Raw genomic sequence first — 20,440 nt, 5'->3', positions numbered from 1 at the left:
TCCTGCCCGCGGCGCCCCGGCCCGCCCCTCGAAGGGAACCGTCCGAGAGGAGTCCGATGAACCTGTTCGGGACCGATGCCCCGACCCGGGAGCGGGTGGCCGATGTCCGGCTGGTCGGCCCGGCGCTCGGGGTGTGGGCGACCGCCGCGCTGCTCGGCGGTGGGAGCGCCCGGGCGGCGCTGTGCGCGGCCGGGGTCCTGCTCGGGTGCGCCCTGCTCGCACTGGTCCCCGCGGTGCGGCGGGCGGGGTGGGCGGCGGCGGTCGCGGCCGCGGCGCTCTGCTCCGCGACGTCCGCGCTGGCCTGCGGAGGGCGGCTGGCTGCGGTGGAGTCGTCCCCCGTCGCCGCGCTGGCGCGCACCGGCGGGGAGCTGACCGCCGAGGTGGAGGTCGCCGAGGTTCCGCGCCCCCGGGACGGGCCGTCGTTCGGCGGCGGCCCCGGGTTCACCGTCCCGGCGCACACCGTGTGGGCCGTCCCCGGCGAGGGGGCGGAGCGGGTGGCGATCCGGGTGCCCGTGGTGCTGCTCGTCGCGGGCGAGGAGTGGCGCGCGGTGCTGCCGAGCGAGCGGGTCCGGGTGCGCGGTCCGGTGCTGCCGGCCGGGCCGGGGACCGTGCACGGGCTGGTCCCGGTGCGCGGTCCTCCGGCCTCCACCGCCCCTCCGGTGGCCGCCCAGGCCTGGGCCGGCGGGTTCCGGGACCGGCTGCGCGACGCGTCCGCCGGGCTCCCCGCCCCGGCCGACGCGCTGCTGCCCGCGTTCGTGGCCGGCGACGCCTCCGCCGTCCCGGAGGAGACCGCCGAGCACTTCCGCGCCGCCGGCATGACGCACCTCATGGTCGTCTCCGGCTCCCACCTGGCGCTGCTCACCGGTGCGGTGCTGGCCGCCGGGCGGTGGCTGCGCTGCCCTCCGTGGCCGACCGCGCTGGCCGGTGCGGGGCTCATCGGCGCCATGGTGCTGGTGGCAGGCCCCGGGCCCAGTGTGCTGCGGGCCGCGCTGATGGGGCTGATCGCGCTGCTGGCCACCGCGCTCGGCCGGGACCGCACCGGGTTGGCCGCGCTGTCCGCCGCGGTCATGGTCCTGGTGCTGTTCGACCCGGCGCTCGCCGTGTCCTACGGGTTCGCGCTGTCCGTCCTGGCCAGCGGCGGCATCATGGTCCTCGCCCCGGGCTGGAGCCGGCTGCTGGCCGCCCGGATGCCCGCCGCCGCGGCCGACGTGCTCGCCGTCTCCGCCGCCTCGCACCTGGCCTGCCTGCCGGTCCTGGTCCTGCTCCGGCCGGAGGTGGGCTGGGTGGCGGTGCCGGCCAACGCAGCCGCGGCGCCGCTCGTCCCGGTCGCGATGGTCGGCGGCTTCGGCACCGCCGCGGCCGCCCTGCTCTGGCCGGTCGGGGCGGCCGCCGCGGCGTGGGTCCCCGGTGCGGCCGTGCTGCTGATCGCCCGGATCGCGGAGGCGGCCTCCGGGGTCCCCTTCGCGGCGGTGCCGTGGCGGGGCGACGCCGCCGGCGCCGCCGGGCTCGCCGCCCTGGTCGCCGCCGCCCTGGTGCTGCGCGGACGGGCCAGGGCGGCGCTGCTGGCGGTCGTGCTCTCCGCCGCGGCCACCACCTGCGCGGTGCCCGCCTGGCCGCCGCGCGGCTGGGCGGCGGTCCTGTGCGACGTCGGCCAGGGCGACGCGGCCGTGCTCTCCACGGCGCCGGGGCGGGCCGCGGTGGTGGACACCGGCCAGGATCCGGAGCCGGTCGACCGCTGCCTGTCCGACCTGGGCGTGGACGGGATCCCGCTGCTCGTGCTCAGCCACGGCGACGCCGACCACGTCGGCGGGACCTCCGGGGCGCTGTCCGGGCGCCCGGTCGGCGGCGCGCTGGTGCCGGAGGGGTTCGACGCGCCGGCGGCCTCGGCGGCACTGGCCGCCGCCGGCGTCCGTCCGGGCACCGCCGCCTCCGGGGACGCCTGGACGCTCGGCGCGTGGACGCTGCGCGCGCTGTGGCCCCGCCCCTCTCCGGGGGCCGCCGCCCCGGAGGACGGCAACGCGCGCAGCATCGTGCTGCACGCCCGCTGGGAGCCGCCGGACGGCGGGGCGGCCGCGCCGCTGACCCTGCTGCTCACCGGGGACGCGGAGGAGAGCGCCCAGCGCGCGCTGATGTCCGAGCCGCTGGTGCGCGGGGTCGACGTGCTCAAGACGCCGCACCACGGCGCGGGCACCCAGGAGCACGGCTTCCTCCGGGCGGTCCGGCCGCGCGCCGCGGTCACCTCGGTCGGCGCGGACAACCGCTACGGCCACCCGGCCCCGGAGACGGTCCGGGTGCTCGAATCGCTCACCCCCGCCCACTACCGCACCGACCTGCACGGCGACGTCGCGGTCCTGCCCGGCCCGGACGGCCCGCGCATCGCCGCCCGCGGCCCGCTCCCCGGGTGAGCCCTCCCGCGGGTGAGCCCTCCGGCGGGGGCCCACGCCCCGGGGGAGCGGCGGTTGATAGTGCTGGAGGCACCCCGTCCGCTCCCGCGGCCGCCCCGGCCGCCTCCAGGAGGTGCGTCCCGTGCCCGACGTCCGGATCGGCGACACCGTGATCGGCTTCGAGGACCGCGGTGCCGGCCCGGCTCTGCTGCTCCTTCCCGGGCTGGGGTTGGACCGCTCCGTCTGGGCCGCGCAGGTCGAGCGGTTCTCCGCGGACCACCGCGTCATAGCGCTCGACCCGTGCGGCGCGGGCGGCTCCTCCCCGCTGCGGGGGTGGCGGAACGTGCTGTCCCGGCAGGCCGCGGACATCGGGCCGGTGCTGGACCGCCTCGGGGTCGAGCGGGCCGTCGTCTGCGGGGTGAGCTACGGCGGCGTGCTGGCGCAGCGCTTCGCCCTCGACGCCCCCGACCGGGTGGCCGGGCTGGTCACCGTGGACTCCTTCGCCGACACCCGGCCCCGCTCCCCCGCCGAGGCCGCCAACCTCGCCCTGCTCTACGCCACCGGCTGGCTGTGGCTCTTCCCCGGGCTGCTCCGCCCCGGGATCCGGCACCAGTACGCGCGGTGGCCGCACGCCCTGCGGCGGCTGGAGGCCGGCCTGGCGGAGATGCGGCGGATGGAGACCGTCAAGATCCGCTACGCCCTCAACCGCGTCGACCACCTGCCGGAGCTGTCCGCCCTCGACTGCCCGGTGCTGGCCGTCGCGGGCGACTCCCCCTGGCTGGTGCCGATGTCGCGGCGGATCGCCGAGGCGGTGCCGGACGGCCGGCTCGCCGTGGTCGAGGACTCCTTCGACCCCTCCAACCTGTGCCGCCCGGAGGAGTTCGACCGGATCCTCGCCGGCTTCCTCGACGGCATCGGATGGTGAGCGGGGCCGCCCGCAGATCCGCACCGTCCGGTCCTCGGTCCATGGCATGCTGCTCTCATGGCTTCCACCCCTGTCGCTCCGCTGACCCTCGTGGTCGGCGACGAGGAGCTCCTGGTCGACCGGGCCGTCGCCGCGCTGGTGGCGCAGGTGCGGGCGGAGGACCCGGAGGTGGACGTGCACGACCTGGTGCCGTCGCAGGTGAGCCCGGGCAGGCTCGCCGAGGTGGTCTCCCCGTCGCTGTTCGGCGAGCGCCGGGTGGTGGTGCTGCGTTCCTCCCAGGACCTGGTCAAGGACCTCGCCGCGGAGGTCTCCGGCTACTTCAAGGACCCGGCCGACGACGTCTCCCTGGTGCTGGTGCACGCCGGCGGCGCCAAGGGCAAGGCGCTGCTGGAGGCGGCGAAGAAGGCCGGCGCGGCCAGGGTCGACTGCGCCAAGCCGACCAAGCCCGCCGAGCGGCTGCGCTTCATCAAGGACGAGTTCTCCCGCGCCGGGCGGCAGATCACCGCGGACGCCGCGCAGGGGCTGCTCGACGCGGTCGGCAACGACCTGCGGGAGATCGCGGCGGCCTGCACCCAGCTGATCGCCGACACCGAGGGCCGGGTGGACGCCGCGGCGGTCGCCCGGTACCACTCCGGCAAGGCGGAGGCCAGCGGCTTCACCGTCGCCGACCGCGCGGTGGAGGGCCGGCTGCCCGAGGCGCTGGAGCAGCTGCGCTGGTCGCTGGCGGTGGGGACCGCGCCGGTGCTGATCAACAGCGCGCTGGCCGGGGCGGTGCGCGGGCTCGCGGTCGCCGCCCAGCCGCCGCGCGGCGTCCCCGAGGCCGAGCTGGCCAAGCGCGCCAAGGTGCCGCCGTGGAAGCTGAAGACCCTCCGCCAGCAGGCGCGCGGCTGGACCCCGCAGGGCGTCGCGCACGCCATGCGGATCATCGCCGAGACCGACGCGCTGATCAAGGGCGCCGGCCGCGACCCGGCCTACGCCCTGGAGCGGGCCGTCATCGAGATCGCCACCCACCGCGCCAAGCGCTGAGCGGCCCCGGGCCGGCCCCTCGGCGGCCGGGGGCAGCGGATGTCAGCGGATGGTCTCGCCGCCGCGCCACACCCGGATGGTGTTCAGGCCGTAGGACCAGGCGAAGGCGCCCTCGTGGTCGGCGTCCCACTGGACGATGTCGGCGTAGCGCCCCGGGGCGAGGATCCCGACGTCGGTGCTGCCCAGGGCGAGCGCGCCGCCCGCGGTGGCGGCGCGCAGCGCCTCCAGCACGCTCATCCCGAACATGGACACCGCCAGGGAGATGGCCAGCGGCAGCGAGGTCGCGCCCGACTGGCCCGGGTTGTGGTCGGTGCCCAGCGCGACCGGGACGCCGTGGTCGAGCAGGGCGCGGATCGGCGGCCGGCGCTGCTCCAGCAGCGAGGTGGTGGGGCAGGCGACCACCGGGGTGCCGGTCTTGGCCAGCGCGAGGACGTCGTCCTCGTCGGTGTCGTGCAGCAGGTCCACCGAGTCGCACTGCATGTCCGCGGCCATCCGGACGGCGCCGTGCCGGGGTTTGGCGCAGGCGTGCACGTGGGTGCGGAGGCCCGCGGTGCGGCCCGCGGCCAGCAGCCGCTGCGCGTCCTCCGCGGTGAACTGGTGGTTGTCGCAGTAGACGTCGACGCCCTCCGCTCCGGCCTGCGCGGCGTCGCCCAGCCAGGAGGCGACCGCCTCGACGTAGTCGTGCGGGCGGCCGAAGTACTCCGGCGGCACGGCGTGCGCGGCGAAGAAGGTGACGTGCAGCCGGGGCATGCCCGGCTCCTCCTCCAGGGAGCGGAGCAGCCGCACGTCGGCCAGCTCGCCGTCCCGGGTGAGGTGGTAGCCGGTCTTGGTCTCCACGGTGGTGCACCCGGAGAGCACCCAGCGCCGCAGCCGCTCCCGGACCGCGTTGCACAGGGTCCACGGGTCGGTCCCGCGGGTCACGGTGACGGTGGAGGCGACCCCGCCGCCCGCCCCGCTGATCTCGGCCATGGTGGCGCCGCCGGCGCGCATCGACACCTCGGCGTAGCGGTTGCCCGCGTAGACGGGGTGGCTGTGCGCGTCGACCAGACCGGGGGTCACCAGGCCTCCGCCGAGGTTGTCCACCTCGTCGACGTCGACGATGTCGTCGATCACCCCGGGCAGGCTCTGCGGGAGGTCGGCCGCGGCGCCGACCCAGGCGACCCGGTCGTCGCGCAGCAGCATCGCGGCGTTGCTGAGCAGGTCCGTCCCGGTCCACAGGCGGCCGATATTGGTGAGGAGTCGTACGGTCATCGTCTCGCCCCGGCCGGGGTCACGGCCGCGGGTGCGCGGCCGGCTCGGAAGGGCTCGACGGCAGGGCGTGCATAAGCGACCTCGATCTCAGCTGGTCCGGCCGGGAGGGCGGCGGTGCGGCCTGGGGAGGCCGGCGGCTCGGGCGTGCCGCGCCGATGGTCGTAGAACCTAGTTCATCGGCCGGGGCGTGTACACCTCTGCCACCGCTGGGCGGGCGCCCGCCGGGCCCGGCCCGAAGGGGCACCCCCACGATAGGCCCAACGGCGGAGCCCCGCGCGGGGTTCCGCCGCCGCGCCGCGCCGCCGGAGGAGCCGCCGCAGGAGGATTCGCCGGGATCGCCGCATTTCGGCCGTGCCCCTGCGCGCCGCTCCGGCCCCGCCGCGGCGACCGGAGGGGGTTCCGCCCGCCGCAGCCGCCGGCGGCCGTCCGGTCCCGCGCCCTGCTCGGGCGTGCCGCGCCGGGCGCCGGGGCCCTGCCGCCCTGGCCGGGCCCGATGGGAAAGGGGCCCTCCGCCGCCGGAGCGGTCCCGTCCGGGGCGGCGCGGACGCGAAAGGGGCGGGTGCCGGGGTGCGTTCCCCGGCGCCCGCCCCGCGGCCGCCTCCGGCGGCCCGTCCGCCTCCGGTCCGCTCGCCTCCGGGTCAGACGCCCGCGTACTCCGCGAGCTTGCCGGCCAGCCGCTCGGGCACCCAGGCGTGCAGCGAGGTGCCGTCCGCGGTGTGCTCCTCGGCGACGACGCGCCCCTCCTGGTGCACCCGGGAGACCAGGTCGCCCCGGTGGTAGGGGACGACCGCGCGGACCTCGCGGTCCAGCTCCGGCAGGGCCGCGGCGACCGCGGCGACCAGCTCGCCGATGCCCGCGCCGGTGCGGGCGGAGACCTCGACCGCACCGGGCTCGCGGGTGCGCAGCGCCTTGACGGTGAGCTCGTCGGCGGCGTCGGTCTTGTTCAGCACCACCAGCTCCGGCACGTCGCCGGCGCCGATCTCGGCGAAGACCTCGCGGACCGCGGCGAGCTGGCGCTCCGGGTCGGCGTCGGAGGCGTCCACCACGTGCAGGATCAGGTCGGAGTCGGCGACCTCCTCCAGGGTGGAGCGGAACGCCTCGACCAGCTGGTGCGGCAGGTGCCGGACGAATCCGACGGTGTCGCTGAGGGTGAACCCGCGGCCGTCGGGGGTACGGGCCTGGCGCACGGCCGGGTCCAGGGTGGCGAACAGCGCGTCCTCCACCAGCACCCCGGCGCCGGTGAGCCGGTTGAGCAGGCTGGACTTGCCCGCGTTGGTGTAGCCGGCGATCGCCACCGCGGGCACCTCGCGGGCCCGGCGGCGGTCGCGCTTGACGTCGCGGGCGGTGACCATCTGGGCGAGCTGGCGGCGCAGCTTGGCCATCCGGGTGTTGATCCGGCGCCGGTCGGTCTCGATCTTGGTCTCACCGGGGCCGCGCAGGCCCACGCCGCCGTTGCCGCCCGCGCGCCCGCCGGCCTGCCGGGACAGCGAGCCGCCCCAGCCGCGCAGCCGCGGCAGCAGGTAGCTGAGCTGGGCCAGTTCGACCTGGGCCTTGCCCTCGCTGCTCCGCGCGTGCTGGGCGAAGATGTCCAGGATGAGCGCGGTGCGGTCGATCACCTTGACCTTGACCACGTCCTCCAGCTGCCGGAGCTGGCCGGGGGCCAGCTCGCCGTCGCAGATGACGGTGTCGGCGCCGGTGGCCTCCACGATGCCGTGCAGCTCCTCGGCCTTGCCGCGGCCGATGTAGGTGGCCGGATCGGGCTTGGAGCGGCGCTGGGTGACGCCCTCCAGGACCATCGCGCCGGCGGTCTCGGCGAGGTGCTTGAGCTCGACGAGCGAGTTGTCGGCGTCGGCCTGGGTGCCGCTGGTCCACACCCCGATCAGGACGACGCGCTCCAGCCGCAGCGAGCGGTACTCCACCTCGGTGACGTCGTCGAGCTCGGTGGACAGGCCCGCCACACGGCGCAGCGCGTGGCGCTCCTCCAGTTCGAGCTCGCCCTGCGCGGGCGCGCCGGCGGTCTCGTCTTCGCGGTCGGTCTCGTGGTCGTGAGCAGTACGCAAATATCCCTCCAGCCAGGGCAACGCCCTGTCCGCGCACGATGTTCCCAGGATCGTCGCACGGGGCCGATCGGCGGGCATCAGGTTTTCACACCGCGCCCCGCGGCGGTCCCGCTACGACCACAGACAGAACACATCGTTTCTGCCGCTGACCGAAGATCACGGCGACCTTCACCGGAAAGAATCGATATCTTTACCCGGATCCAAAGGTTTTCCGCCGTGTGAGTGGCGCACAACATTGACCACCGCCCGAACCGAAGAGTAGCGTCATATTCCGCAATCCAAAACCAGCTTTCGCTTCGTGGAAGGTTTCTCATGGGCGCCACGACCGGGGTCGAGATCACCGGCCCCCTGCACGACCGGTACGACGAGATCCTCACCGATGACGCGCTCGCGCTCATCGCCGACCTGCACCGCCGTTTCGAGTCGCGCCGCCAGGAGCTGCTCGCCGCGCGCAAGGTCCGCCAGCAGAAGGTCGCCGAGGGCGCCGATCTGGACTTCCTGCCCGAGACCCGCGCCATCCGCGAGGACACCTCCTGGAAGGTCGCGCCGCCCGCCCCCGGCATCACCGACCGGCGTGTCGAGATCACCGGCCCCACCGACCGCAAGATGACCATCAACGCCCTCAACTCCGGGGCGAAGGTCTGGCTGGCCGACTTCGAGGACGCCAACACCCCGCTGTGGGAGAACATGATCGGCGGCCAGCTCAACCTGCGCGACGCGCTGGACCGCGAGATCGACTTCACCTCCCCCCAGGGCAAGACCTACGCCCTGAAGGGCGACGCGGAGCTGGCCACCATCGTCGTCCGGCCGCGCGGCTGGCACCTGGACGAGAAGCACATCCTGGTCGACGGCGAGCGCACCTCCGGCGGCATCGTCGACTTCGCGCTCTACTTCCTGCACTGCGCCCAGCGGCAGCTGGACAAGGGCAAGGGCCCCTACTTCTACCTGCCGAAGATGGAGAGCCACCTGGAGGCCCGGCTCTGGAACGACATCTTCGTCGTCGCCCAGGAGCGGCTCGGCATCCCGCGCGGCACCATCCGCGCCACGGTCCTCATCGAGACCATCCCGGCCGCGTTCGAGATGGAGGAGATCCTCTACGAGCTGCGCGAGCACTCCGCGGGCCTGAACGCCGGCCGCTGGGACTACCTGTTCAGCGTGATCAAGTACCACCGCACCCGCGGCCGCCGCTTCCTCCTCCCGGAGCGCAACGCGGTCACCATGACCGCCCCGTTCATGCGCGCCTACACCGAGCTGCTGGTCAGCACCTGCCACCGGCGCGGCGCGTTCGCCATCGGCGGCATGGCCGCGTTCATCCCCAGCCGCCGCGACCCCGAGGTCAACGAGCGCGCCCTGGCCAAGGTCCGCGACGACAAGTCCCGGGAGTCCGGCGACGGCTTCGACGGCTCCTGGGTCGCCCACCCCGACCTGGTCCCGGTGGCCAAGGAGGTCTTCGACGGCGTCCTGGGCGAGAAGCCGAACCAGATCGACCGGCTCCGCGAGGACGTCTCGGTCAAGGCCGGCGACCTGCTCGCGGTGGACGCCACCGAGGGCGGCGTCACCGAGGCGGGCCTGCGCGGCAACATCAACGTGGCGCTGCAGTACCTCGCCGCGTGGATGGGCGGCAACGGCGCGGTGGCCATCCACAACCTGATGGAGGACGCCGCCACCGCGGAGATCTCCCGCTCGCAGATCTGGCAGTGGCTGCACAACGGCGTCACCCTGGACGACGGCCCGAAGGTCACCGCCGAGCTGGTCGAGCGGCTCATCGCCGAGGAGCTGGAGGCGATCCGCACCGCGCAGGGCGAGGCCTTCGACGCCGACCTCTTCACCCAGGCCGAGGAGCTGTTCAAGGAGGTCGCGCTGGCCGACGACTACGCCGACTTCCTTACCCTTCCCGCTTACGAGCGGATGCCGTAACGTCGGGCTCGACGCCCGGGCCGCGCGGGGCGGTGCCCCCGCGCGGCCCAGGGCACGGCCGTCTCGACGGATGTGGGGGAGGGCGGGTCCCGATGCCGGACGCCCCGACGCGGATCGACCCGGACCGGCTGCGGTCGCTCGTCCCGCGGCTGCGCGCGATCTGCGGTGAGGACGGGGTCCTCACCGACGCCTCGCGCCGCCGCACCTACGAGAGCGACGGGCTGACCTACCACGCCGAGGTCCCCGGCGCGGTGGTGCTGCCGAGCACCGCCGAGCAGGTCGCCGCCGTGCTGCGGCTCTGCTCCGAGGAGGGGGTGCCCTTCGTCCCCCGGGGAGCGGGGACCGGGCTCTCCGCCGGGGCCCTCCCCCGCGCCGACGGCGTCCTGGTGGTCACCTCCCGGATGCGCCGCATCATCGAGATCGACATCGGCAACGAGTGCGCCGTCGTCGAACCGGGCGTGGCCAACCTCGACATCACCCGCGCCGCCGCCCCGCACGGCTACTACTACGCCCCCGACCCGTCCAGCCAGCAGGTCTGCTCGGTCGGCGGGAACATCGCGGAGAACTCCGGCGGCGCGCACTGCCTGAAGTACGGGTTCACCGTCAACCACGTGCTCGGGCTGCAGATCGCCACGCCCCGGGGCGAGCTGGTCCGGCTGGGCGGCAAGGCGCCCGAGGCCCCCGGATACGACCTGATGGGCGCCTTCATCGGCTCCGAGGGCACCCTCGGCATCGCCACCGAGGCCACCGTGCGGCTGCTGCGCGCCCCGGAGAAGGCCACCACCCTGCTCGCCGCGTTCGACACCGTGGACGCCGGCGGCGCCGCGGTCTCCTCGATCATCGCCGCCGGGGTGCTGCCCGCCGCGATCGAGATGATGGACGCGCTCGCGATCGAGGCCGCCGAGGCCGCGGTGGCCTGCGAGTACCCGCCCGGCGCGGGCGCGGTGCTCATCGTCGAGCTGGACGGCCCCGCCTCCGACGTGGACGCCGGCGCCGCCGAGGTCCGCCGGCTGTGCACCGGCTCCGGCGCGTTCGAGATCCGCGAGGCCAGCGGCGCCGCCGAGCGGGCCCGGATCTGGAAGGGGCGCAAGTCGGCGTTCGCCGCGGTCGGCCGGATCAGCCCGGCCTACATCGTGCAGGACGGCGTGGTGCCGCGCACCGCGCTGGGCGAGGTGCTCGGCGACATCGCCCGGCTCTCCGCGGAGTCGGGGATCCGGGTGGCCAACGTCTTCCACGCCGGCGACGGCAACCTGCACCCGCTGGTCCTCTTCGACGACGCCGAGCCCGGCGCGGGCGACCGCGCCGCCGAGGTCTCCGGTGCCATCCTGGACCTGTGCATTCGGCACGGCGGCTCGATCACCGGCGAGCACGGCGTGGGTGTGGACAAGGCCTGCCAGATGCCCCGCATGTTCGGCCCGGCCGACCTGGAGACCATGGACCTCTTCCGCGCCGCCCTCGACCCGGGCGGCACCGCCAACCCGGAGAAGCTGCTGCCCACCCCGCGCCTGTGCGGCGAGCGCCCGGGCGTCGTCAAGGGCGCCCACCCGCACCCCCTGGTCGCCGAGGGCAAGGCCGAGCTGTTCTGACCGGCCCGGCAGAGGAGGGAGGAGAGGCGATGCCCCGGACAGGGCCTTGGACGGCCCCCGCACCGCCCCGGCGGGCCCCGACTCCCCGAGGCGCCGCGCCCGCCCGCCGCCGGGTCCCCGCTCCCATGCCCGGCCGCACCGGATCCGCCGGGCACCGCCGCCTCCCGGCCCCTTCCGCCGAGGTGCGCGCTCCGCCTTCGAGCGGGCCGGGCGAAGGCGGCGGTGCCCATCCGCCTCCGGCCGGCCCCGACCCGGGGCGCATCCCCCGGCACCGACCCCGAGCAGGGACCGCCGCGGAGCCCGCTGCGGTGGCGCGGCGGGACCGGGCGGCCCCTCCCGGACCGGTTCCGGCCCGTCCGCCCCCGACACCGCCGCGGAGCGGAGGCGGCTCCGGAGCCGCGCTTCCCCGCCCTCCCCTCGCACCCCGCGCCCGGGCGGGCGGAGAAGAGCGGCGCCCCCGGACCGGGCGCCGGTCCGGCACGCGCGCCGGAACAGTGTGAAGAACGGCGTGAAGAAGAGAGGGATGCCGATGGCACCGGCAGGCGAACCGGCGGCGGAGGCCGCACCCGCGACCGCAGGTGACGCCGCCGCCGAACTCGGCGCCGGCGGCTGCGAGGTCCGCGCGGGCACCGGGGGCGACGCGGTCGGCGGCACCGTGCCGCGCTGGGTGGCGGTACCACCGGACGCCGGGGCGTGCGCGGCCGCGATGGCCGCCGCGGCCCGGCTGGGGCTGGCGGTGGTACCGCGCGGCGCCGGCACCAAGATCGACTGGGGCGCCCCGCCGGACCGCTGCGACGTGCTGCTGGACACCTCCGCGCTGGACGCCGTCGAGCACGCCGCCGGGGACCTGATCGCCACCGCCGGCGCGGGGGCCCCGCTGGCCCGGCTGGCCTCGGAGCTGGCCGGGGCCGGGCAGCGGCTGCCGGTGGAGGAGGTCGTCCCGGGGTCGACGGTGGGCGGCGCGGTCGCCGCCGGGCTGTCCGGTCCCGGGCGGCTGCTGCACGGCCGGCTCCGCGACCTGATCATCGGCATGGAGTTCGTCCGCGCCGACGGGACGGCCGCCCGCTCCGGCGGCCGGGTGGTGAAGAACGTCGCCGGCTACGACCTGGCCAAGCTGCACACCGGCGCGCTGGGCACGCTGGGCGTCGTCACCTCGGTGACCTTCCGGCTGCGCCCGCTGCCCGCCGCGGTGCGGCTGGTCTCGGCGACCGCCGCGGACCCGGCCGGGATCCGCGCCCGCGCCGCCGCCGTCGCCGCCTCGCCGGTGGTCCCGGCCGCCGTGGAGCTGGACGCTCCGGTCGGCGGGCCGCTCCGGCTGCACGTGCTGCTGGAGGGCTCGGCGGAGGGGATCGACGCGCGCGCCGAGCACACCGCCGACCTGGTGGGCGCCGACAACGTCGGCGACGCGGTGCCGCCCGGCTGGGGCGCGCTGCCCGGTTCCCCCGGGGACACCCTGCTGAAGGCGGTGCTGCCGCCGGCCCGGCTCGCCGAGGCCCTGGACGCGCTCGCGGCGGGCGCCCGGGAGGCCGGCCTGCCGGTGCCGGTGCGCGGCTCCGCCGGATCGGGGGCGCTGTTCGCCGCGGTGCCGGCCGGGGCCGACCCCGGGGCGGCGGCCGCGCTGGTCGGCTCGGTCCGCGCCGCCCTGGTCCGGGCCACCGGCGGGCACGGCTCGCTGACGGTGCCGCACGCCGCCCCAGCGCTGCACCGGCACGGGGTCGACCTGTGGGGCGAGGTCCCCGGCCTGCCGCTGATGCGGGCGGTCAAGGACGCCTTCGACCCGCACCGACTGCTCTCCCCCGGCCGCTTCGCCGGCGGGATCTGACCCCCGCCGCCCCGGTCCCGGCGCCACCGGGCCGGGGAGCCCGACCCGCACCGCCCGATCCGCGGGGCGGGACCCGACCGCCCACCCAGCGACGACCCCGGCGCCGCCGCCGGTTATCGAGGAGGACGCCCCATGACCGAGAGCGTGCACCGGGAGCGCGGCTTCTCCGAGCTGCTCGGCGATTGCGTGCACTGCGGTTTCTGCCTGCCCACCTGCCCCACCTACGTGCTGTGGGGCGAGGAGATGGACTCCCCGCGCGGCCGCATCCACCTGATGGGCCAGGCCGAGCAGGACGACGTGCTGACCGAGGCGGCCGTCGGCCACTTCGACAACTGCCTGGGCTGCCTGGCGTGCGTGACGGCCTGCCCCTCCGGGGTGGCCTACGACGCGCTGATCGAGACCACCCGGGCCCGGGTCGAGGAGCGGCACGAGCGCCCGCTCGCCGAGCGGCTGCTCCGCTCGGCCGTCTTCGCGCTCTTCCCGCACCGCCGGCGGCTCCGCCTGCTCCGCGGGCCGCTCCGCGCCTACCAGGCCAGCGGCCTGTCCGGGCCGCTGCGCCGGTCCGGGTTGCTGGACCGGCTCTCCCCCACCCTGGCCACCATGGAGCGGGTGGCCCCGCCGATCCGCGCCAAGGTGCCCGCCCTGCCGGAGCTGGTCCGGGCCCGGGGCGGGCTCCGCGCCCGGGTGGGCATGCTCACCGGGTGCGTGCAGGGCGCCTTCTTCCCCCAGGTCAACACGGCCACCGCCCGGGTGCTGGCCAGTGAGGGCTGCGAGGTCGCCATCCCCCGCGCCCAGGGCTGCTGCGGCGCGCTGTCCGCGCACTCCGGCCGCGCCGGCGAGGCCGCCCTGCTGGCCGAGGCGACGGTGCGCACCTTCGCCCGGGCGGGGGTGGAGGCGGTGGTGGTCAACTCCGCCGGCTGCGGCGGCACGATGAAGCACTACGGCCGCCTGCTCCGCGAGGCGGGCGCCCCGGCCGCCCTGGTGCGCCGCGCCGAGGCCCTCTCCGAGCGGGTCGTCGACCTGTCGGAGTTCCTCGCCGACCTGGGCCCGCGCGCCGAGCGCCACCCGCTTCCGGTCCGCGCCGCCTACCACGACGCCTGCCACCTCTCGCACGGCCAGGGCATCACCGCCCAGCCCCGCGGGCTGCTCCGCGCGATCCCCGGCCTGGACCTGGCCGAACTGCCCGAACCGGAGATCTGCTGCGGCTCCGCCGGCGTCTACAACCTGCTCAACCCGGAGCCCGCCCGCGATCTGGGCGACCGCAAGGCCGCGGGCGTCGCCGCCTCCGGCGCCGACCTCCTCATCGCCGGCAACCCCGGCTGCACCCTGCAGATCGCCTCGTCCCTGCAGCGAGCCGGCCGCCCGATCGCCGTCGCCCACACCGCCCAGGTCCTCGACGCCTCCCTCCGCAACCTGGGCCCGGAGGCGCTGCTGGGGTGATCGCGCCCGTGCGCGGTCAGTGGGCCTGCTTCGGGGAGGCATCTTCTCTCTCCTTCTGCTCGCCGTCGCGGGTGCGGTGCAGGAGGTAGGTGCGGGAGGCCTTGCGGGTGGTGAAGACGGCGAGCAGGAGCGGCCAGCAGATGTGCAGGATCCAGGCGGGGTCCTTGCCGATGTTGCCGAGGGCCGAGAAGGTCCAGAACACGCACATGGCGATGAGCAGCCAGAAGACGGCCGGGCCGCCGCGCGGGAGGAAGAAGGCGAGGAGGAAGGACGCGACTCCGGGGGTCAGGATGAAGATGAGGGTCGGCGCGACCGCGTCCAGGGAGGAGAACCCCGTGAAGTAGAGGTTGTTCCCGCCGCTGAGGAGGGAGACTCCGGTGAACGCGAAGAGCAGGATGCGGGCGGCGGTCAGGCTCGGGGGGAAGTGCGTGCTCACGGGGGACGACCATCCGTTTCGCGGTAGGGATGCGCGGAGAGGGCGCCGGAGGCGCCTGAACTGCGACAGGGCCCGGTTCCGGGGGCGCTGCTGTCGCCGGGGTCCTTCCTGGGCGCAACGTCCATGACCAGAAAGGAAGTAAATGTCCATTTCTAGGCATGTGATGGTAACGACGCCCGCACGAGGGAGACTCGAGAAGCGCATCCGCAGAACGCCCGGCACCGCCGACCTGCCGCCGCCCGCGACCGCTCCCCTTTCGATGATCTTGACGTTGCGGCCCCATCAGAGCGGGTGGTCTCCAGTTCCTGTTGCAACACCGCCCACCAGAGGACAGAAGAGGACCAGCCGATCGGTCGGGCGCGGCGCCCCGCGGAGCGAAGGTCAAGACGGGCGGCGACGGCACCGGCAGGGACGGGGCGAGGGGGCGCCCGAGCGCGGTACCCCACGGGGCGAGGGTTAAAGCCGGCAGCGACGGCGGCAGCGGGGACCGGCCGGTCGGTCGGGCGCGGCGCCCCACGGGGCCGGGGTTCAGGCCAGCGGCGACGGCAGCGGTAGGGGCAGGGTCGGGCGCCCCAGCCGGGCGCGGCGCCCCACAGGGCGGGGGTTCAAGCAGGCGGCGAGGGCAGCAGCGGGGACCGGCCGGTCGGTCCGGTGCGGCGCCCCGCGGGGCTGGGGTTCAGGCTGGCGGCGACGGCAGCGGCAGGGGCGGGGCGGAGGCGGTCGGTCCGGCGCAGTGCCCCACGGGGCCGGGGTTCAAGCAGGCGGCGGGTGGGGACCGGCTGGTCGGTCGGGCGCGGCAGAGCAGGGAGGGAGTGGTCGGGGCGGGCCGGGGCGGCGGGTTCGCCGTTCCCGCGTCGCCCGGGCGTCGGAGCCGGCCGCCTCTGAAACCGCTACCCCTCTCTGAACTGGGCGAATACGCAGGGTGATGGCGGGGAGGGGTGCCCTGCGCACCGCGAGAGCACTCCGGTGATTCCCGGGCGCGCATCCCGGGCCGGAACGGCCCCCGGGAGGCCCGAATCGCCTTGATCGGCCTGGTGGTGAGGGGTTCGAGGCGCCCGGAAGACCGGCATGCAGGGGGCCGGAACCCGGGAAGAGCAGGGGTGGGGGCGAGATGTCGCTTTTGCCCTGCAGAGAGGACCCGCCTCGGCCACTCTGGGTGATCGGCGAGGGGGCGGTGGGGACCTGGGGGCTTACTACTCGCTGGTAGATGTAATCGGGGTGCTCTCGCGGTGCGCAAGGCGCCCCCGCCTGCGCCCGATCCCCGCCGCGAACCAGGCATACAGGGATAAGGCTCCCTGGTGGGTCCGGGCGAGCGGCCCACCCCCTTCACCGGCGCCGCCCCGCCCGACTCCCACCCTCGCTGCCCGTCTTGACCTTCGCTCTGCGGGGCGCCGCACCCGACCGACCGGCCGGTCCCCCTACTGCCGCCGTCGCCGCCCGCCTGAACCCTCGCTCCGCGAGGCGCCGCGCCCGGGCGAGGCGCCCGCCCCGCCCCTACCGCCGCCGTCGCCGCCCGCTTGAACCCTCGCTCCGCGGGGCGCCGCGCCCGACCGACCAGCCGGTCCCCCTACTGCCGCCGTCGCCGCCCGCCTGAACCCTCGCTCCGTGAGGCGCCGCGCCCGGGCGAGGCGCCCGCCCCGCCCCTGCCCCCGCCGTCGCTGCCCGCCTGAACCCTCGCTCCGCGGGGCGCCGCACCCGACCGACCAGCCGGTCCCCCTACTGCCGCCGTCGCTGCCCGCTTGGGCCCCGGCCACGTGAGGCGCCGCGCCCGGTAGGGGCGCCTCCCGTTCCTCGTCCCTCCCCCGAGTTCCTCGGTTTCCTCGCTGCAACGGCCCACTTGCCGCAACGGCCGCTTGACGACGAGCGCTCTGGCAGGGCCGCGGCGCCGAGATCCTCGGGGAGGGGATCAGGGAAGGGGTCTGGGAGGGGGAGGGAAGGGCGGGTCAGCCCTTCTTCAGGTAGCCGATGTCGGCGTAGTCGAGGGGGCGGAAGCCGGGGGCGCCGATGTTGGCGAGGTCGGTGCGGGCGGCCATCAGCTGGGGGCGCTGGTAGAGGGGGAGGGTGTGGCCGGCCTCCCAGAGCAGGCGGTCGGCCTCGTTGACGGCGGCGGTGGCGGCCTCGGCGTCCGGGGCGGCCAGGGCCTCCTCCATGGCGGCGTCGATCTCCGGGGAGGAGATGCGGCCGACGTTGGAGCGCCAGTCCGGCTCGCCGGCGCCGCCGGAGCCCTCACCGCCGCCGGAGCCCTCGGCGCCGCCGGCCGGGGAGGCCCACTGCGGGAGGGAGGCCGAGACCGGGAAGTCGCCGCCGGTGTTGACGAAGGAGACCAGGTCGTAGTCGCCGGGCAGCACGTAGCGGGAGAACAGCTCGTCGCCGCCGACCGGTTCGATCTCCACCGCGACGCCGATCTCCTCCAGCATGGCCTGGACCATCTCGGCCTCGCTCTGCGCCGGGGCGTGGCCGCGGGGGACCAGGTAGCGCAGGGCCAGGGGCTCGCCGTCCTTGGTGCGCGTCCCGCCGTCGCCGGCCTTCCAGCCCGCCTCGTCCAGCAGCTCGGCGGCGCGGTCGGTGTCCCGCTCGCCCCACTCGCCGCTGTTGTCGGTGTAGCCGGGCAGGCCCTCCAGCAGGAAGTGGTTGCCGAGCGGCTCGGCCGACCAGTCCACGCCCTCCAGGGCGGCGTCGGTGAGGGCCTCGCGGTCGATGCCGAGGAAGAGGGCGTGCCGGACCCGGACGTCGGACAGGGCCGGGCTCTCCCCGTTGAGGGTGATGTGCCGGTAGTCCGGCCCCAGGGCGGTGCGGACCTCGCCGCCGTCGGCCGAGGAGGCCCGCTCGAAGGCGGCGGCGTCGACCGGCAGCTCGAAGGCGTCCACCCCGCCCTCCAGGAAGGAGGTGGTCAGCGCCTCGCCGTCCATCGTGCGGAAGACGATCTCGTCGAGCTTGGCCGGGTCGCCCCACCAGTCGGCCGAACGCTCCAGCGTCACGGTCCGCCGCTTCCGGTCCATCCCGGCGAAGGCGAACGGGCCGGCGGTCAGCGGGACGTCCTCCAGGTACCCGGTGTCGAAGGAGTCCGGGTCGCCGGCGTAGCGGGCCGGCAGCAGCGGGTCGAACAGCGACGGGTACTCCGAGAACGGCTCGTCGAAGGAGACGACCGCCTCGAACCGGTCGGCACCGCGCTCCACCGAGGCGATCCGGTCGTAGCCGACCTCGCCGCGGACCTTGTACCCGTCGGCCCCGCCGGCCAGCGCCTCGGCGGTGGCCCGGTAGTCCTTCCAGGTGATCGGGGTGCCGTCGGACCAGTGCGCCTCGGGGTTGAGCTCCAGGGTGAGCACCTGGCCCCCGCCGTCGCGCCGCAGGTCGGCGCCGAGCACGTAGTCGGGGTCGGGGCGGGCGTCCCCGTCCGGGCCGGGCTCGAACGGGGTGGGCAGCAGGGCGTCCATCACCGTGTGCACCGTGGCCAGGTTGCCGTCGGCGTGGTGCGGGTTCCACTGGGCGGGGAACTCGTTGATGCCCCACTCCAGCGTGCCGCCGTCGGCCAGCTCGTCCCGGTCGGCGGCGTTGATGTCGGCGGCCTCGGCCGACGCCGCGGTCCGCTGCTCGTTCTGGGTTCCGCCGGTACAGGCGGAGGCCGCCAGGAGAACCGCGGACAGCACGGCGAGACCTCCGCGAGCCCGTCCCTCGCGCACCTGGGCCCCCTCTCGGGCAGTGACCGGACAGCCGCCGGAACGAAAGCCACTATTGGAACAATCCGGGAATACTACTCCTCCCGTCCGGCCGGGGTGACCGCTCTCCCCTGTTCAGGCCCTGACCCGAGGATCCAGCGCCACCCGGACCGCGTCCGCGGCGAACCCCGCGACGGTCACGCAGAGTGCACCGAAGACGCAGACCGCCGCGGCGGCGTTGGTGTCGCCGGCCTCGATCGCGTCGATCAGCATCTCCCCCACCCCGTACCTGCCGAAGACCTTCTCCGCGAAAACGGCCCCGGTGAACAGGGCCGCCGTGGTGTAAGCGAAGTAGGCGGCGGTGGGGGCCAGGCAGGAGCGGAGCGCGTGGGCGCGCAGCGCCCGGCCCCGGCGCAGCCCCTTGGCCCGCGCGGTGCGGACGTAGTCGGAGCGGACCTCGTCCGCCATCAGCGCGCGCTGGTAGCGGCTGAACACCGCGGCCAGCGGCAGGGCCAGGGCCAGCGTGGGCAGGATCATATGGGCGAGCACGTCCCCCGGCGGCGCCCCGGCGTCCGGCTCGCCCACCGCGGGCAGCAGGACGCCGCCCGCGGACCGGTTCAGCGCGATCGCGAGCGTCTGCAGCACCAGCGCCACCACGACCGGCGGGACGGCGAGGAGCAGCGCCGCCCCCGCCGCGGCGGCGGTGTCCCACCGGCCGCCCCGGGAGCCCGCCCAGGCCCCGGCCGCCACGCCGCCGACCGCGCCTACCACCGCTCCGGCGGCCAGCAGCCGCAGGCTGGCCCCGGCCCGCAGCAGCAGCTCCTCCGAGACGTCGCGGCCGTCCCAGGTCCGCCCCAGGTCGCCGGTGAGGACGCCGGAGGCCCAGACCAGGTACCGCTCGGCCGGCGGCGCCTCGGGGTCGAGGTTGTTCTCCGCGAGCATCCGCGACACCGCCTCCGGCGGGGGCGGCGGGCTCATCGCCTGGTAGTTGCCGCGCGGGTCGAGCACCGCCGCGCAGAGCAGGTAGGCGCAACTGGAGGCGGCCGCCAGCAGGCACACCCCTCCGAGCAGCCGGCGCAGCAGGTACCCCGCCGCCGGGCTCACCCGGGTTGGACCTCGCCCTCGGCCACGATCACGGCCGGGCCGCGCAGCCGGGCGCCGCGGGCGTCCAGGAAGACCGTGCACTCGCCACCGGGCACCCGGACCCTCCAGGTGGCCGGGGTCCCGGCGGCGCCGGTGGCGGCGACCGCCGCCGCGACGATGCCGGTGCCGCAGGAGCGGGTCTCCCCGGAGCCGCGCTCGTAGACCCGCATGTCCAGGGCGCCCGGGCCGGTCTCGGCGACCACCTCGACGTTGCCGCCCTCGGGGAACTCCGCCGGGTCCAGCTCGGGCGCCGCGCTCAGGTCGAACCCGGCCACCGGCCGGTTCAGCACGCAGGCCAGGTGCGGGTTGCCCACCGAGATGCGCATCCCGCGCACCTCCTCGCCGCCGGCCAGCCGGGCGGCGCCCTCGCCGAGCACCTCGGGGAGGCCCATGTCGACGGTGATGTCGCCGTCGGCCTCCACCTCGACCCGGCGCGCCCCGGCCCGGGTGCCGACGGTGATCGGCCCCGCGCCGGCCAGGCCCGCATGGATCAGGTAGCGGGCGAACACCCGCACCCCGTTGCCGCACATCTCGGCGATGCTTCCGTCGGCGTTGCGGTAGTCCATGAACCACTCGGCGTCCGCGGCGCCCCCGGTCACCGGCTCCCCCAGGGCCCCGGTCCGCACGACCCGCAGCACCCCGTCGCCGCCGATGCCGGCGCGCCGGTCGCACAGCCGCGCGACCTGGTCGGCGCTGAGGTCCAGCGCACCGTCGGGGTCCGGGAGAATCACGAAATCGTTCTCGGTTCCGTGGCCTTTGGCGAAACGCATGCGGCTCATCCTAAGCCGCCCGAA

13 protein-coding genes are annotated in these 20,440 nt (G+C 76.1%); 7 read left to right on the top strand and 6 right to left on the bottom strand.

What is annotated here, in order from left to right; translation table 11 throughout:
- The first annotated feature begins 56 nt into the window (after nt 1-56).
- The 3 genes from D459_RS0119060 (at nt 57) to holA (ending at nt 4,335) form a co-directional block, all read left to right on the top strand.
- Nucleotides 57-2,405 carry a ComEC/Rec2 family competence protein gene (locus D459_RS0119060; RefSeq protein WP_017594602.1) on the top strand — a complete coding sequence of 783 codons (2,349 nt, stop codon included), beginning with the start codon at nt 57-59 and terminating at the stop codon, nt 2,403-2,405.
- Nucleotides 2,406-2,526: 121 nt separating this feature from the next.
- On the top strand, nt 2,527-3,309 hold the full coding sequence (locus tag D459_RS0119055) for an alpha/beta fold hydrolase (protein ID WP_017594601.1): 783 nt from the start codon (nt 2,527-2,529) through the stop codon (nt 3,307-3,309).
- A gap of 57 nt (nt 3,310-3,366) precedes the next feature.
- Nucleotides 3,367-4,335, top strand: a complete 969-nt coding sequence (gene holA, locus D459_RS0119050) for a DNA polymerase III subunit delta (RefSeq protein ID WP_026120541.1) — start codon at nt 3,367-3,369, stop codon at nt 4,333-4,335.
- Between the two features lie 42 nt (nt 4,336-4,377).
- On the opposite strand, the gene D459_RS0119045 is transcribed toward holA, so the two are convergent.
- Together D459_RS0119045 and hflX are read right to left on the bottom strand one after the other, a co-directional pair.
- On the bottom strand, nt 4,378-5,586 hold the full coding sequence (locus D459_RS0119045) for an amidohydrolase family protein (RefSeq protein WP_017594599.1): 1,209 nt from the start codon (nt 5,584-5,586) through the stop codon (nt 4,378-4,380).
- A gap of 638 nt (nt 5,587-6,224) precedes the next feature.
- Nucleotides 6,225-7,646 (bottom strand): GTPase HflX, encoded by a 1,422-nt coding sequence (gene hflX, locus D459_RS0119040; RefSeq protein ID WP_017594598.1) that lies wholly within the window; start codon nt 7,644-7,646, stop codon nt 6,225-6,227.
- A 312-nt stretch (nt 7,647-7,958) separates the two neighbouring features.
- Here hflX and aceB point away from each other — a divergent pair, with 312 nt between their 5' ends.
- The 4 genes from aceB (at nt 7,959) to D459_RS0119020 (ending at nt 14,411) form a co-directional block, all read left to right on the top strand.
- Entirely contained in the window at nt 7,959-9,563 is a 1,605-nt protein-coding gene (gene aceB, locus D459_RS0119035; protein ID WP_017594597.1) for a malate synthase A, read from the top strand.
- A 92-nt stretch (nt 9,564-9,655) separates the two neighbouring features.
- Nucleotides 9,656-11,149 carry an FAD-linked oxidase C-terminal domain-containing protein gene (locus tag D459_RS0119030; protein ID WP_017594596.1) on the top strand — a complete coding sequence of 498 codons (1,494 nt, stop codon included), beginning with the start codon at nt 9,656-9,658 and terminating at the stop codon, nt 11,147-11,149.
- A gap of 523 nt (nt 11,150-11,672) precedes the next feature.
- A complete protein-coding gene (locus D459_RS0119025; RefSeq protein ID WP_017594595.1) occupies nt 11,673-12,971 on the top strand; it encodes an FAD-binding oxidoreductase in 1,299 nt (432 codons plus the stop codon).
- 132 nt (nt 12,972-13,103) lie between these two features.
- A complete protein-coding gene (locus tag D459_RS0119020; protein WP_017594594.1) occupies nt 13,104-14,411 on the top strand; it encodes a (Fe-S)-binding protein in 1,308 nt (435 codons plus the stop codon).
- 16 nt (nt 14,412-14,427) lie between these two features.
- Here the strand turns inward: D459_RS0119020 and D459_RS0119015 are convergent, their stop codons facing one another.
- From D459_RS0119015 to dapF, 4 genes are all read right to left on the bottom strand, one after another.
- Complete coding sequence (locus D459_RS0119015; protein WP_017594593.1) at nt 14,428-14,847, bottom strand: hypothetical protein; 420 nt, start codon at nt 14,845-14,847, stop codon at nt 14,428-14,430.
- A 1,943-nt stretch (nt 14,848-16,790) separates the two neighbouring features.
- On the bottom strand, nt 16,791-18,494 hold the full coding sequence (locus tag D459_RS0119010) for an ABC transporter family substrate-binding protein (RefSeq protein WP_017594592.1): 1,704 nt from the start codon (nt 18,492-18,494) through the stop codon (nt 16,791-16,793).
- Nucleotides 18,495-18,638: 144 nt separating this feature from the next.
- Entirely contained in the window at nt 18,639-19,607 is a 969-nt protein-coding gene (locus D459_RS0119005) for an ABC transporter permease (protein WP_017594591.1), read from the bottom strand.
- Complete coding sequence (gene dapF / locus D459_RS0119000; RefSeq protein ID WP_017594590.1) at nt 19,604-20,416, bottom strand: diaminopimelate epimerase; 813 nt, start codon at nt 20,414-20,416, stop codon at nt 19,604-19,606. Before dapF ends, D459_RS0119005 begins: the two co-directional genes overlap by 4 nt.
- Nucleotides 20,417-20,440: the final 24 nt, after the last annotated feature.

Source organism: Nocardiopsis potens DSM 45234 (assembly GCF_000341105.1).
Lineage (GTDB): Bacteria > Actinomycetota > Actinomycetes > Streptosporangiales > Streptosporangiaceae > Nocardiopsis_A > Nocardiopsis_A potens.
The sequence above is the reverse complement of the archived record's forward strand: the minus strand, read 5'-3'. Positions and strand labels throughout refer to the sequence as shown.